This is a genomic window from Candidatus Poriferisodalis sp., assembly GCF_965221945.1.
Lineage (GTDB): Bacteria > Actinomycetota > Acidimicrobiia > Acidimicrobiales > Poriferisodalaceae > Poriferisodalis.
Genome location: NZ_OZ244925.1, coordinates 441,544 through 455,180 on the forward strand (window position 1 = coordinate 441,544; position 13,637 = coordinate 455,180).

The 13,637-nt window shown below is 67.5% G+C and carries 11 protein-coding genes, 2 pseudogenes and 1 other annotated feature; of the genes and pseudogenes, 9 read left to right on the top strand and 4 right to left on the bottom strand.

Going from position 1 to position 13,637, the window contains the following annotated elements; genetic code table 11:
- The first annotated feature begins 19 nt into the window (after positions 1–19).
- From ACOQPH_RS02085 to ACOQPH_RS02115, 7 genes and pseudogenes are all read left to right on the top strand, one after another.
- Positions 20–1,051, top strand: a complete 1,032-nt coding sequence (locus ACOQPH_RS02085) for a sugar phosphate nucleotidyltransferase (protein WP_420623105.1) — start codon at positions 20–22, stop codon at positions 1,049–1,051.
- Between the two features lie 60 nt (positions 1,052–1,111).
- A complete protein-coding gene (locus ACOQPH_RS02090) occupies positions 1,112–1,483 on the top strand; it encodes a hypothetical protein (protein ID WP_420623106.1) in 372 nt (123 codons plus the stop codon).
- Between the two features lie 440 nt (positions 1,484–1,923).
- Positions 1,924–2,937 (top strand): annotated as a pseudogene (locus ACOQPH_RS02095) (IS3 family transposase); the annotation flags it as partial.
- Positions 2,226–2,340, top strand: a sequence feature (AL1L pseudoknot). It overlaps the preceding pseudogene by 115 nt.
- 96 nt (positions 2,938–3,033) lie before the next feature.
- The gene (locus ACOQPH_RS02100; RefSeq protein WP_420621897.1) at positions 3,034–4,125 is read left to right on the top strand and encodes a tyrosine-type recombinase/integrase; all 1,092 of its coding nucleotides are present in this window, start codon (positions 3,034–3,036) and stop codon (positions 4,123–4,125) included.
- A complete protein-coding gene (locus tag ACOQPH_RS02105) occupies positions 4,073–6,025 on the top strand; it encodes a tyrosine-type recombinase/integrase (RefSeq protein WP_420621898.1) in 1,953 nt (650 codons plus the stop codon). Before ACOQPH_RS02100 ends, ACOQPH_RS02105 begins: the two co-directional genes overlap by 53 nt.
- Complete coding sequence (locus ACOQPH_RS02110) at positions 6,022–6,330, top strand: DUF6262 family protein (RefSeq protein WP_420621899.1); 309 nt, start codon at positions 6,022–6,024, stop codon at positions 6,328–6,330. The genes ACOQPH_RS02105 and ACOQPH_RS02110 overlap by 4 nt, the downstream gene beginning before the upstream one ends.
- Positions 6,331–6,382: 52 nt before the next feature.
- A pseudogene (locus ACOQPH_RS02115) lies at positions 6,383–6,628 on the top strand (integrase core domain-containing protein); the annotation flags it as partial.
- A gap of 23 nt (positions 6,629–6,651) precedes the next feature.
- Here the strand turns inward: ACOQPH_RS02115 and ACOQPH_RS02120 are convergent.
- From ACOQPH_RS02120 to ACOQPH_RS02135, 4 genes are all read right to left on the bottom strand, one after another.
- Positions 6,652–6,864 carry a hypothetical protein gene (locus tag ACOQPH_RS02120; protein ID WP_420623107.1) on the bottom strand — a complete coding sequence of 71 codons (213 nt, stop codon included), beginning with the start codon at positions 6,862–6,864 and terminating at the stop codon, positions 6,652–6,654.
- Between the two features lie 316 nt (positions 6,865–7,180).
- Positions 7,181–7,891: a coenzyme F420-0:L-glutamate ligase gene (gene cofE / locus ACOQPH_RS02125; protein WP_420623108.1), complete on the bottom strand. Its 711-nt coding sequence runs from the start codon at positions 7,889–7,891 to the stop codon at positions 7,181–7,183.
- Positions 7,888–8,880 carry a 2-phospho-L-lactate transferase gene (cofD, locus tag ACOQPH_RS02130; RefSeq protein WP_420623109.1) on the bottom strand — a complete coding sequence of 331 codons (993 nt, stop codon included), beginning with the start codon at positions 8,878–8,880 and terminating at the stop codon, positions 7,888–7,890. Before cofD ends, cofE begins: the two co-directional genes overlap by 4 nt.
- Positions 8,881–8,891: 11 nt before the next feature.
- Complete coding sequence (locus ACOQPH_RS02135) at positions 8,892–10,283, bottom strand: cell wall-binding repeat-containing protein (RefSeq protein ID WP_420623110.1); 1,392 nt, start codon at positions 10,281–10,283, stop codon at positions 8,892–8,894.
- 217 nt (positions 10,284–10,500) lie between these two features.
- Here ACOQPH_RS02135 and gmd point away from each other — a divergent pair, with 217 nt between their 5' ends.
- Positions 10,501–11,481: a GDP-mannose 4,6-dehydratase gene (gmd, locus tag ACOQPH_RS02140; protein ID WP_420623111.1), complete on the top strand. Its 981-nt coding sequence runs from the start codon at positions 10,501–10,503 to the stop codon at positions 11,479–11,481.
- Positions 11,481–13,622 (top strand): SpoIID/LytB domain-containing protein, encoded by a 2,142-nt coding sequence (locus ACOQPH_RS02145; RefSeq protein WP_420623112.1) that lies wholly within the window; start codon positions 11,481–11,483, stop codon positions 13,620–13,622. Before gmd ends, ACOQPH_RS02145 begins: the two co-directional genes overlap by 1 nt.
- Positions 13,623–13,637 lie beyond the last annotated feature (15 nt).

Here is a 13,637-nt window from a genome sequence, read left to right on the forward strand (position 1 = left end):
CAGCACCGGGGACCTCGAGATGAAGGCGATCCTGCTGCTGGGAGGCTCGGGCACCCGGCTGAGGCCGCTGACCAACGACACTCCGAAGCAAATGCTGCCGGTGTGCGGGCGTCCGATGATCGAGTGGGTCTGCGAGCATCTCAGCCGACACGGTGTGAACGAAGTTGTGCTCTCGCTGGGCTACCGAGCCGAGGCATTCATCACGGCGTACCCGCAGGGTCGCATCGGCCGGCTGGCGTACGAGGTGGCGGTCGAGCCTGAACCGCGGGGCACTGCGGGAGCGGTGCGGTTCGCCGCGGAGGCCAGCGGCATCACCGGATCGTTCTTGGTGCTCAACGGGGACGTGCTCACCGACCTCGACGTCGGGGCCCTCGCGAGCTTTCATGAGAGCTCGGCTGCGGAAGCGACCATTGCGCTGCAGCCGGTTGCCGACCCCACGCCCTATGGCCTGGTCGTGGCCGATCCATCGGGCCGGGTGCTGTCGTTCTCGGAAAAGCCCGAACCGGGTACGGCCCAGACGGCACTGCCGGATGCCGAACGGCCCACCATCAGCGCCGGCACCTACGTGCTGACCTCCGCGGTGCTCGACCGCATCGCGCCCGACCGACCCGTCTCCATCGAGCGCGAGGTCTTCGGACAGCTCGTCGCAGACGGGACGCTGGCGGCGCTGGTCTCAGATACGTACTGGCTCGACACGGGCACGCCGCAGCAGTACCTGGCCGCCAATCTCGACATCCTCGACGGCCGGCGTGCCGGTGCCAGAGTGGTCGACGCCAGCACTGTGGCGTCTGGGAGCATCCATCCCGATGCGCGCATCCGAACGTCGGTCATTGGCAGCGGATGCGAAATCGGACCCGACGCCGTCGTGCAGCGATCAGTAGTGGGGGACGGCTGCCGCCTCGCCGCCGGTGCTGTCGTGATCGACTCGGTGCTCGGCACAGGCGCGGTTGTAGGCGCTGGCGCGGTGCTCTCCGAGTTCTCGGTGATCGGCAGCGGCGAGCAAGTCGCCCCGGGCGCAGTACTGCGAGCGCAGCGCCAGCCGCCCGCCTGAGCATTGGTGCTGAGCGAAAAATCGCTGGCTCGGCGTCTGGGCGAGAAGTAGCATCAATCTATGAACTGGGGGTCGGTGCCGCCGCTGCTCACTGTGGTCTTGGCGTCGCTCGTTGCTTTGGCGGGCGCTATGTGGGCGGTGCTGAAGGTGATGCGCGTCGAACTCGCTGAGCGCTTCGATTCCCGTTTCGATGCGGTCGATTCCCGCTTCGAGGCACTCATAGCGCGTTTCGATGCCCGTTTTGACGCAGTCGATTCGCGGTTCGATGCGGTCGATTCGCGGTTCGATGCGGTCGATTATCGGTTCGATGCCTTGGACAAGCGTGTCGATGGCGTCGATTCTCGGTTTGATGAACTCCGGCTCGATATGCGTGCTCTGACGGAGCGTGTCGATCGGATCGTCGAGGGGATACCACCGCTGCAGCCCGCCTAGGAAACGGCTGAGCAGTTCGGACGTGGGTGGGCCCTGCAGCGCTGCGGCCTGCGCGCTCGCCACAGTCGCAACTCGGTGCTACTGACAACTGCTCAGCGGTCTCCCAGGCGACACGCATGTTCCGGACCCGGCGCTTGGCAGCAGCGCGATGTGCGTGTCCGACAACGGCGACGGTCGCGTGTAGGCATACGCCATGCCATGACCGCGTCGCTGCTGTAGCCGGAGTTCGCCGACGCAGCTATGCGGCGACCCGCTAGAGCGCGTTCAACAGCGCGCCCAGCACCACTGCCATGTTCGCCCCGAACAGTGTCGTCATAATGCCCACAGCCCAGTAGTGGCGATGTCGTGCCGTTCGCAAGTCGGCAGCGCGCAGTGCCGCTGCTTCCTGAATCGCCCTGGGTTGGTTGGAGGCTCCTGGTCTTGGATACGAGGATGGAGTCATGCCACATGAGATGTCGCCTGGGAAGCCGACGACGCGTCGGTACAGCGAGGCGGAGAAGGAGCGTGCTGTGCGTGCGGTGCGTCAGCTCCGTAAGGAGATGGGCACCGATCACGGGACGGTGAAACGGGTCGCGGCCCAGTTGGGGATCGGGGTGGAGTCGCTGCGGTCGTGGGTGCGCCAAGCCGAGGTCGATGCTGGGTTGAGGCCTGGTGTGAACAGCGAGCAGGCTGAGCGGATCAAGGCGCTGGAGGCCGAGAACCGGGAGCTGCGTCGGGCGAACGAGATCTTGCGCAAGGCGTCGGCTTTCTTCGCGTAAGGGGCTCGACCGCCCACTGAGGTGACGGTGTCGTTCGTCGACGCTCATCGTGGCGAGCTCGGGGTCGAGCCCATCTGCACTGCGCTGCAGGTGGCCCCGAGCACGTACTACGCGGCCAAGCGCCGCGAGCGCGAGCCGTCGGCGCGGGCGGTCTCGGACGCGGTGTGGATGCCGATCTTGTTGGCGTTGTGGGTCGCGAACCGCAAGGTCTACGGGGCGCGCAAGCTGTGGAAGGCCGCCCGGCGCGCCGGTCACGAGATCGGCCGGGACCAGGTCGCCCGGCTGATGGGTGAGCTGGGCGTACGCGGCGTCAGCCGGCGGCGCAAGATGTTCACCACCCGCCGCGATCGGGACGCGGTTCGCGCCCCGGGCCTGGTCAACCGCGACTTCACTGCTGATCGGCCCGACGCGTTGTGGGTGACGGATCTGACCTATGTCGCGACCCGGTCGGGGATGGCCTATGTGTGCTTCATCGTGGACGCGTTCAGCCGCCGCATCGTGGGGTGGCGCGTCGCTTCGCACATGCGCACCGAGATGGTCCTCGACGCTTTGGAGATGGCCCGCCGCTCACGCGGCGGCCGTCGCCTGGTCGGGCTCGTGGCACACTCCGACGCGGGGTCGCAATTCACGTCGCTGCGATTCACCGAACGCCTCGACGAGATCGGCGCCCGGCCCAGCATCGGCACCGTCGCCGATTGCCTGTTAACCGGCCAATTTGTTGTGGGGCTGGTAGATGAGTGCCCGGTTGGGGCTGGGTAATGCTTGCATTGTGGTTCGCTGGGCGTTACAGATGTGGCTGTGCCGGATGGCGGGTTGTTCCTCGAGCGGACTGGGGTTGGCTGGCAGCTTGCCGGCGACAGCGCCGGCCGGTTCGGGTTGGTGAACGACTATCTGTCGTATCTGGTTGACCGGAATTACTCGCCGCGCACGATCCGCACCTACGGGTTCGGGCTGTTGGCGTTGTGCCGCTGGCTCGGCGCCGAGGACTTGGATCTGGCCGAGGTCACGACGGATGTGTTGTTGGGGTTCTTGACCGCGTGCCGCAGCGAGCGGGTGGCCGGCCGGCCCGGCGGTACGAACGTGGTCGGGCTCGACGGCCGCCGGACCGACACGTTGTCTGCGGCCACGATCAACCTGCGCTTGGCTGCGGTGTCGGGGTTGTTCTCGTTCCGGTCGATGCGCGACCCGGACGCGCCGAACCCGGTGCCTGCGGGCCGGGAGGCCAAGCGAGCGTCGGCGGGTGAGCGGGGCGGGATGCTCGCCCACGTGTCGCGTGCGCCGAGGCGGCGCTCGCCGTTGCGGGTCCGCGACGCCAGGCGGCTCCCGCGCACGCTCGACGGCCGAGAGGTCGTGGCGCTGCTGGAGAGCCTGCGAGCGTGGCGGGACCGGGCCATCGCCGGGTTGATGGTGTTCTGCGGGTTGCGCTCGTCGGAGGTGTTGGCCCTCGACGTCGCCGATGTCGACATCGGCGCCCGCTGGCTGCTGGTGTCGGGCAAGGGCGGCAAGGAGCGCCGGGTCCCGCTCGACGTCGACGTCGCCGGGGTGATCGGGACCTACCTGCTCGCCGAGCGCCCTGAGACGACCAGCGCCAGGCTGTTCGTCGTGGCCAAGGGCCCCACCCGCGGGCAGCCGCTCACCCCGGCGGGGCTGCGGCGCATCTTTCGCTATCACCGCGAGATCACCGGCATCACGGCCGCGCATCCCCACGCGTTGCGTCACACCTTCGGCACCGCTTTGGCCGAGGCCGGCGTGGACTTGGCCGTGATGGCGGCCTTGTTGGGCCACGCCCACATCGACACCACCGCCCGCTACATCCATGTTGCCCCCGCCCATGTCAAGGCCGAGTTCGATGCTGCCCGCCGCCGCCAACGCGCCAACACCTGAACCGGTGCCGGTCCCAGCACCGGGCCAGCTGCTGGCGGCGTGGCGGGACCGCCAGCGCGCCACCGGCCGGGGGAACCCGGCCTCGGACTGGGCGGCCCGGGCATTCCTGGACCGCTGGCCCGACCCGCAGGCCTGGGCCGGCCAACCCCTGCGCGCCCGGCTGGTGCTGCCGCCTTCGACGATGTCGCTGCTGATGTTCTTGATGACCCACCGGTGGCTGCGGCCGGGCTGGGACTGGCTGGTGTCACGCAAGCTGTCGAGCTTGTGGCGCGAGATCCGCAGCTCGCCGCTCGAGGCCGACATGGGTCGGTTCTGCGACACCGCGGTGGCGGTCGGGTTCACCCAGATTCAGGCGAAGCGGGCCGCGTCCCAGTCGGCCGGCCGGCTGTTGATCCAGACCGGGCGCCCACTCGAACAGTTGACCATCGGCGACATGGAGACGCTGGCCGACGCGTGCCGGGCACGCGAGGCTGCGACCGGACAACGCTGGCGGCACTACCGGGGGGCGCTCGTGTGCGCCCACACGGTGCTGTTCCACCTCGACATCGTCCCCCAACCACCCGAACCCCACCAGCAGCCGGACACCTTCGAGGCTCGGCTGGCCGACTGCGGCCCGAGCCTGCGCTCCGCCATGGCCGCCTACCTCCAACGCAAGAGCGGAACCTGTCGGCCCAAGACCGTGTCCAGTCTGGCCACCCGACTCGCCCACTTCGGCCGGTTCCTCGCCGAACACGACCCCGAGCTCGAATCGCTCGCCGGGCTGAGCCGCCAACGCCACATCGAGCCCTACCTGAACTCCGTCGCCCACGCAGTGTCATCAAAGAACGGGCGGGCCATTACCGTCGCCGACCAGGACCGCCGGATCCGCGCTGTCGGCCACATGCTCGCAGAGATCACCGAGTGGGGCTGGGACGACGCCCCCGCCCGGAAGCTGATCTTCCGGTCCGATCATCCCCGCCAGCCGCGGCCATTGCCCCGCTATCTGCCCGTGGACGCCGACCGGCGACTCACCGAAGCGCTCGAAGCCTCCGCCTATCGCCTCGCCGCCGACGCGCTGCTGCTGGCCCGAGCCGTCGGGCTGCGCATCGGCGAACTCCTCGACCTCGAGCTGGAATGCGTCCACGAGATCAGCGGCCACGGCGCCTGGCTGAAGGTCCCCCTCGGCAAGCTCGACACCGAACGCATGGTCCCCCTCGACGACGAGACCGTCGCTCTCATCGACCGGATCACCGCCACCCGCTCGGCGGGTCAGCCGCTGCGGCATCCACGCACCGCCCGAGCGACCCAGTTCCTGTTCACCCACCACGGGCGCCGGCTGTCGCAGACCGCGGTCCGCACAGAACTGGCCCGCAGCGCCGAGACCGCCGGGATCGGCCACGTCACCCCCCACCAGCTCCGCCACACCTACGCCACCGCCCTGATCAACGCCGGCGTCTCCCTCCAAGCGCTCATGGCCCTCCTCGGCCACGCCTCAGCCGAGATGAGCCTGCGCTACGCGCACCTCTTCGACGCCACCGTCCGCGCCGAATACGAACGCGCCCTCGACTTGGCCAAGAGCCGCATCGGCGCCATGCCCACACCAACGGGCCGGCCGCGCATCCCCGTCACCGCCAACGGTGGCACCTCCGACGACTGGCGCGTCGCGCCGGCCATCAAAGCGCGCCTCGCCGGCGGCCACTGCCTACGCGCCCCCGCCCAAGGAGCCTGCCCCTACGCCAACATCTGCGAGCACTGCCCCAGCTTCCGCACCGATGCCGCGTCGGCCGCCGTGCTCTCCGCGCAACGCGTCGACACCCAAGCACTCCTCGCCGACGCCCAAGCACGCGGCTGGATCGACGAAACCGACCGGCACCGACGCCTCCTCGACCGCCTCGACACGCTCATCGCCAACACCCCATGACCACCAACGTCGAAACCGTCGAAGCCGCCTGCGCCCGCCTCGCCAACCACGGCCAAGCGATCACCTTCACCGCCGTCGCCGAACACGCCCGCATCAGCCGCACCACCCTCTACCGCAACCCCCAACTCCGAGCCATCGTCGACGAACACCGCCACCACAGCCACGACCCCCACACCCTCACCGCACTCGCCGCCGAGATCGCCCACCTGCGCACCGGCCTCGAAGCACTCGCCGACCGAACCCGAAACCACGAAGAACGGCTCCGCCACCTCGAACACCGCCAACCCCGCCGCAAAGCCAACTAACCGACCGGCCAACCGAACCACGCCCCAACCCAAGCCGTGATTGGCCGGATAATCATATGACAACGCCCTGGCCGAGACGACCAACGGGCTCTACAAGGCCGAATGCGCCTACGGGCCCGACACACACGGCTGGCACGACGTCGACCAGCTCGAACTCGCCACCCTGGGCTGGGTGCACTGGTTCAACGAGCAACGGCTCCACGGCCACTGCGACGACACCCCGCCCGCAGAATTCGAAGCAGCGTTCTACGCTGCCCACCAGACCACCCCAACCGGGGCTGGAAAACCAAACCACTGAGTCTCCAACAAAGCCAGAGCGGTTCAGTCGCGCATGTCGGCCTTGGTCGCGATGCGGTCGGTTTCGCGTTGTGCTGCGAGTGCGTCGATTCTGGCGGCGAGGTCGCCTGTGTCGGCCTTGGTCGCGATGTCCGCGAGCGGAGCGGGTGCCAGGCACGACATCAGGTACTCCGCGAGCGGCTCGTCGGCGTGGTCACAGAACCAAGCGTAGAGCCGAGATCGATCTAGTTCAGTCACAGCTGACTCCCTTTCGTGGCCTTGCCGGACGCGGCCTGCCGCGACGGCGTACGGGCACGCTCGATGAGCGCGCGAACCAGCCGCGGCTCGGCTTTGCGGCTCGGGCTCGGCGGTTCGGGCACCGCCGTTCGGGCTGGGCCGCTGGCTGCGCAGTCGGCCGCGGCTAGGCGCGGCAATCCACCCGCGACCGTAGCGCCGCGCCAGACGGAAACGGGCTCGATTTTCCGGTCGCGGACGAGTCAGCCAGGCTGTTCAGCCGAGGGTGCCGGCCGGGGTGCGCTGAGCGGCCCAGCCTGCGACGGCCGCCGTCTGACGACTAGCGAAACAGGTCCTCGGCGGGATCTCGGATGACCTCCGAGCGTACTGAGGCACGCCGCAACCAGCTGGGATCGACGCCCCGCACGATTGCGACTGGCACGCCTAGCGCCTTGCCGCACACCAAGTCGGCTGCGGAGGCAATCTCGTCGGCTACGCACACCTCGGTGACCATGAGCTCGCGGCCCAGTGCATCGGCAGTGCCCTTCAGGTCGACGACGGCGGCGATGCCCGCGCAGCCGATGGCCACGTCGGTGACGCCGCGCCGCCATGGGCGTCCGAACGTGTCGGAGATGATGACTCCGACGGTGCGGCCCGAGAGTGCCCGGATTCGATCGCGGATCTTGTTGGCGGAACGGTCGCTGTCGTCGGGCAGCAGCGCGGCGTAGCCCCGTTCGACGTTGGACAGGTCGATTCCGGCGTTCGCGCAGATGAAGCCGTGCTTGGTCTCGCTGATGATGAGATCGCCGCGGCGGCGCAGGATGCGCACCGATTCGCGCTCGACGAGCGGCTTATGCGACAGCGGGTCGTCGGGATCGATGGTCTCCATCGCGCCCTCGGCCTTGGAGACGATCTTTTGCGTCACCACGAGCACGTCGCCGTCACGCAGGCCCGCGGGCGATCCCGCGCAGGCACTCGAGATGACCGCTCCGAGATCGGCACCGAGGGTGATCTCGCCGATGCCTTCGACAGGGTGCAATTCGATGGTCACGTGGTTCCCTTCGCACTCGCAGCTTCGAGCGTTGCCCGGGCCAGCGCGGCAGCGCGGTCCGGGTCGGCCATGATCGTGTCGGTGACGACGGGCGTCATCCCCGCTTCGGCCACTGCGGGGGCGAGGTCGTCATCGGCATGGTCGATCACCAAGGTGCCGGCGAAGTCGGCGTACAGCCGTGCGACGCCCGCAACGCTGGGCTCGTGGCCCAATTCGCGCATCATGGCGCCGGCGGGCCCTTTGATCGATGTGCCGCCGACAATGGGCGACACGGCGACGACGCTGTCGCGCCGGCGGCACAGGGTCTCGCGCACCTGTGGCACGTCCACCACGGGGCCGATCGAGACGAACGGATTGGACGGCGCCACCACGATGGTCTCGGCGTCCTGCAGGGCTCGGAGCACTCCCGGCGCGGGCCTAGCGGCATCGATGCCCGCGAAGCGAACCGCGCTCACCGCGATGCCGTGCTGATGGGCGACGAAATAGTCCTGAAAGTCGATCTCAGCGGCCCCGACGGGCTCTGCCGGTGTGATCCGTGTCTGGATCGGATCGTCGCTGACCGGCAGCAGTGTCAATTCAAGTCCGAATCTGGCGGCGATCTCGCCGGTCACCTGCGACAGGGATGCGCCCTCGCTGCGGCGCTGGGTGCGGAACAGGTGCAGCGCCAAGTCCAGGTCGCCGAGCTTGAACCAGTCCTGTCCGCCGAGGCGCCCCAGCTCGGTGAGCACGCGCCAGGTCTCGCCGGCCCGTCCCCAGCCGGTCTCGGGATTGATCTGGTCGGCGAGCGTGTACGTGACGGTGTCGAGGTCGGGGCTGATGTTCAGGCCGTACAGAGTGAAGTCGTCGCCCACATTGACGATCGCGGTCACCTCCGCGGGTCGGCGGACGCGCAGCAGTCCGCTCAGGAACCGGGCTGCTCCCACCCCGCCGGCGAGGACGGCGACCGAATCCGCTGCGCCATCAGCAGTCGGTCGTTCAGCCCCCAACACAGCCTGTGACGCTAGCGACCCGGTGTCGCAGCGCTGGAGGGTGATGCCCAAGCACTGGGTGTCCAGATGCCGTAGGAATCGCCGTCTGCTTGCACTTGGACCTCATAGAGCGTCGTGTTCTGCAAGCCGGTGATCTCTGTTGGCGAGCTGACATTGCGCATCGTCGTCCACGACCCGCCCACTGGCCGGTATCTGACTCGGTAGCCGGACGGCTCGGCACTGCCGACGTTCAATGGCGGCCTCCAACTGACCTCCAATCCCCGGTCTCGCGGTCGCACAGCGAAGTCGCGTGGCACCCCGGGCCTGTCAGTGCGCGGATCGCAGTCCGGGTCCAGCCGGCGCAGGGCGTCGATTGCAGCCTCGACAACGGAATCGGCGACAGCTGCGGACCCGCCGAAGATCGTGAGCTTGACAGCATCTGCATCGGGAGTCGGACTCCCCAAGAAGCCGCATGTCGGGTCCGGCAGGACCTGCTCGGAGAGCAGCAACGGAGCGCGCAGCAGGCCCAACAGCGTCCCGCCAACCAGCGCATCGGGGAATTTCCTGCCGTTCGCGAGGCCGAATTCGTCAGTGTCGAAGCAGCGATCGGTCAGCGATTGAGCGATCTCGACTGCTGTCTCAAAGCGATCCTGGCCCCACAGGCGCTGAACTTCGATTCCCAGTTCCTCGAGTTCCTCGGCAACCGAGACGTTGATCGCGGCCGGTCCGCCGGCAATCACGACCTGCTCGATGTCAAGGTCCACGACGTATTCCTTGACCGCCTCGGGAAGCCGGTCGCGCTTCGTCAGAAGAGCCGGATGCGGGCCTGCGAAGGCGAGCGGCGACAGCGCTAGAGCATCGGCAAATGTCTCCCCGTTGGCAAGTAAAGCCGTCCGGAGGCCGTCCTCGCAGAAGCTGCCGATCTCGTTGGCGCCGATCTTGCGCGCAATCGTTGTCACCGTCCGGTAGCGATTCACGCCTTCCAGCCGTTCAGGCGCACCGTCGATCAGCTCAGACAGCGAGTCCTCGACATCGGTTGAGATCGCGGCAGGGCCCCCCGCGATGATGAGGTCAGTGATGCGATGGCTCTCGATGAACTTGCGCGTCGCTTGATGGAGCACGTCTGAGGGCGTCAGCAGGATCGGTGCATTGAGCACGTTCGCCAGCGGGGTGGCTGCCAGGGCGTCGGCGAAGGACTCCCCGGAGGCCACGATGACGGTGTCGATCGCGCCGGCCTCGGAGACGAATTCGGTGGCGATTTCCACCGCAGTCTCGTATCGGTCGGCCCCCCACAGTCGATTCGATTCGATCTGCGACGCAGCGCCAGCCGAAGTCCCGACTCCTACGACGGCCGTTGCAGCCAGCATTGCGCCCACCACTGCGAGCGGTGGGCGCCGCCGGCTGGCGGGCGGGCGGAGTGCCATCCGCGGTACGGTATCGGAACCCGTCGGTCATACGGGTGAGCCTCAGAGCGATCCCACGTGACTTCACAGCGATGCCGGTGCCCCGTACCCTGAACCGAGGCGCCACAATCCCGCACCCGGGACTCGCCTCTCAGCCGGAACGACCTCCATCGGTCCGGTCCCGAACGCCGCCGCGCCCCGACGCCCGCACTCCACCCACCCGATCCGGAGCCGACTCGTGCCGACGGCCTTCATCACCGGAATCACCGGCCAGGACGGCCAGTATCTGGCTGAGTTCCTGCACGGCGAGGGCTACCGGGTCGTCGGGCTCATCACCGGCCAGCGCAATCCGCGCTCTGAGACGATGGCCGCCGACCTGCCCTATGTGGAGCTCGTGCCCGGCGACCTCGCCGACCTCGGGTCCCTCATCGCCGCGCTCGAGTACACCCAGCCCGACGAGGTCTACAACCTTGGCGCGATCAGTTTCGTGGCGCTGTCGTTCAAACAGCCCGAGTTGACCGCCAACATCTCCGGTCTGGGCGTGCTTCGACTGCTTGAGGCAATCCGCGTTGTGGGCGGGGTGGAGAATCCGATCCGCTTCTACCAGGCCTCTTCGAGCGAGATGTTCGGCAAGGTGCGCGAGACCCCTCAGAACGAGCTGACTCCATTGCACCCGCGCAGTCCATATGGCTCAGCCAAAGTGTTCGGCCATAACACCACCGTGAACTACCGCGAGAGCTACGGGTTGTATGCCTGCAGCGGCATCCTGTTCAACCACGAGTCGCCGCGACGCGGCCTCGAGTTCGTGACCCGCAAGGTCACCAACGCCGTTGCGCGCATCAAGCTGGGCCTGCAGGACGAAGTAGCGCTCGGAAACCTCGACGCCAAGCGCGACTGGGGTTTCGCCGGCGACTACGTGCGGGCGATGCACCTCATGCTGGCGCAGCCCGAGCCCGACGACTACGTGATTGCGACCGGGCACACCCACGCTGTGCGCGACTTCGTCCAGCTTGCATTTGCCGCAGCGGGCATCGACGACTGGGAGCGCCACGTTCGGATCGACCCCCGGTTCTTTCGCCCAGCTGAGGTCGACCTGCTGGTGGGCGACGCATCCAAGGCCAAACGGGTCCTGGGATGGGAACCTCGGATGACATTCGACGAATTGGTGACAACGATGGTCTCCCACGACCTCGAGATCGAGCGGCGCAAGCTGCAGTGATGGACTCGATGCCGACGCGTGCCATACGGGCGATCGTCGCCGCGGCAGTGCTGGCCGCCACGCTGGCAGTAGTGGCGCCTAGTGCGGGTGCTCAGCAGAACGAATACCGACTGGCGCCCGACGTGATCATCGTGGAGGGCCGCGGCTTCGGCCACGGCAATGGTCTGAGCCAATGGGGAGCGCTCGGCTATGCGCTGGACTACGGCTGGACCAGCGAACGCATCCTTGGCCACTACTACAGCAATACCTCGCAAACCGACATCGCCGAACGGGACATTTGGGTCCACCTGACGCGCAATCGTGGCGACCTGCTCGTCACCTCCGAATCTGCGTTCAGCGTTGCCGGTCGCGACTTCGGCGGCGGGGCCGTCGTTCGAGTCGGCGTCAGCGGTGGCGACTTCTGGGTCCGCTCGAACAGCGGTTGCGGAGCGAGGGGCAACCTCGTCGCCGATGGGCTGACAGCATCGAGCCGTCGCGGAGATCGTTTTGTGGAGGTGCTGCCCAGCAACGATGACTTCAGTGTCGACGACCAGTCTCAGATGCTCGTGATGATCTATTGCGACGGCACCGATTCAGCAGTGGAATCGATGCGTGTCGCGTACCGCGGCTCGCTCGCAGTGATCGATCAAAACGGTCCAGTTGCCGTCAATCGAGTTCCGCTAGAGCAGTACTTGCGCGGTGTAGTGCCGCGCGAGAGCATCCCCGAGTGGGGAGCAGCAGGCAACGGACGCGGCATCGCAGCGCTCGAAGCCCAGGCCATCGCAGCGCGGTCATATGTGCTCTCGCTTGCCGCTGCGCGTGAACGCGGCGGCATGTTCACCGACACGTGCGACTACTGGAATTGTCAGGTCTATGCAGGTGCCGCCAAGAACGGGCAGGGCCTTGACCATGGCACCCGCTACATCCACAGCAACACGGCCATCATCAATACCGCCGGGCGAGTCCTCGTTCACCCCGACGGCCGGATTGCGTTCGCCGAGTTCCATTCTTCCAGTGGCGGCTGGACAGCCGGAATCGACGAGGGATCCCACTTCCCGGGTGTTGAGGATCTCGGCGATGCCACGCAAGGCAACCCGAATCACGCATGGGAAAGTGGGATCCGTCGCTCGGACATCGAGACCAAGTTCCCGGACATCGGCCAGCTGATCTGCATCGAGGTGACGCACCGGAACGGGAACGGCGCCTGGGGGGGTCGGACGCGCGGGCTCCGTCTCGTCGGGACGAACGGCGTCGAGGACTTCGAGGACTACAGGGGTGTTACCGACGGGCGATGGGGCCGATGGGCCCGCGATCCGTTCCGGCGGGCGTTCTCGCTGAGGTCGGACTGGTACCGCTTCTCGCAGTTCGATCCGAGCTTCACGTGCGAGCCGGGGTCGGGCGATACACCCGTAGAAGCGAGCGGTCCAGGCTTGTGGGTGTTGAAATCAGACGGGACGGTCCTCGCCGACGGCGCCGCTGAGCACTTCGGCAATGGCACGTCTTCGTCGACTCGCTTCGTCGCGATGGCTGGGCAACCCGGCGGCGAGGGCTATTGGTTGGCCACATCCGATGGCGACGTTCACCGATTCGGGGACGCTGGCGATCACGGTGATGCGATGGGTGTCAACCTTGCGGAGCCTGTCGTGGCAATGGCTGCACACCCTGGGGGCGCCGGTTACTGGCTCGCGACCGGCGACGGCACGGTGTTCGCATTTGGTGCCGCCGGACACTGGGGTGGCGTCGCTCACTTGCGTTTGGCGTCGTCAGTGGTGGACATCGAAGCCGCACCGACGGGTGACGGCTACTGGCTGGCACTCGCCGACGGCCGAGTGCTGGCGTTTGGCGATGCGTATGACGGCGGCTGCGGTGCGCCACTTGGCGCCGACGGGGTTGCGGTCGGCTTAGCCGTCAAGCCTGATGGCGAGGGCTACTGGCTCGCCGGGGCTGATACCGCGGTGCATCCGGTCGGGTCGGCCGAGCACCACGATGACCGGGCGGACCGGCAGAACCGTCTGCGGACGGTCGCCATCGCAGGCACTGCTACTGGTGACGGCTACTGGTTGGTATGGAGTGACGGAACCAGTTTCAACTACGGAGATGCGCCGGACTACCGCACCTCTCGGGCGGGTTCCGGCGTCGTTGCTGCCGAATCGGTGCGGTAAGCAACTGTGCGAAAC

Bases quoted from the DNA above. Each gene is read 5' to 3' on its own strand.
- ACOQPH_RS02135 (WP_420623110.1), bottom strand. From the start codon at position 10,283: ATGGCACTCCGCCCGCCCGCCAGCCGGCGGCGCCCACCGCTCGCAGTG.
- ACOQPH_RS02085 (WP_420623105.1), top strand. From the start codon at position 20: ATGAAGGCGATCCTGCTGCTGGGAGGCTCGGGCACCCGGCTGAGGCCG.
- ACOQPH_RS02110 (WP_420621899.1), top strand. From the start codon at position 6,022: ATGACCACCAACGTCGAAACCGTCGAAGCCGCCTGCGCCCGCCTCGCC.
- ACOQPH_RS02145 (WP_420623112.1), top strand. From the start codon at position 11,481: ATGGACTCGATGCCGACGCGTGCCATACGGGCGATCGTCGCCGCGGCA.
- ACOQPH_RS02090 (WP_420623106.1), top strand. From the start codon at position 1,112: ATGAACTGGGGGTCGGTGCCGCCGCTGCTCACTGTGGTCTTGGCGTCG.
- ACOQPH_RS02105 (WP_420621898.1), top strand. From the start codon at position 4,073: ATGTCAAGGCCGAGTTCGATGCTGCCCGCCGCCGCCAACGCGCCAACA.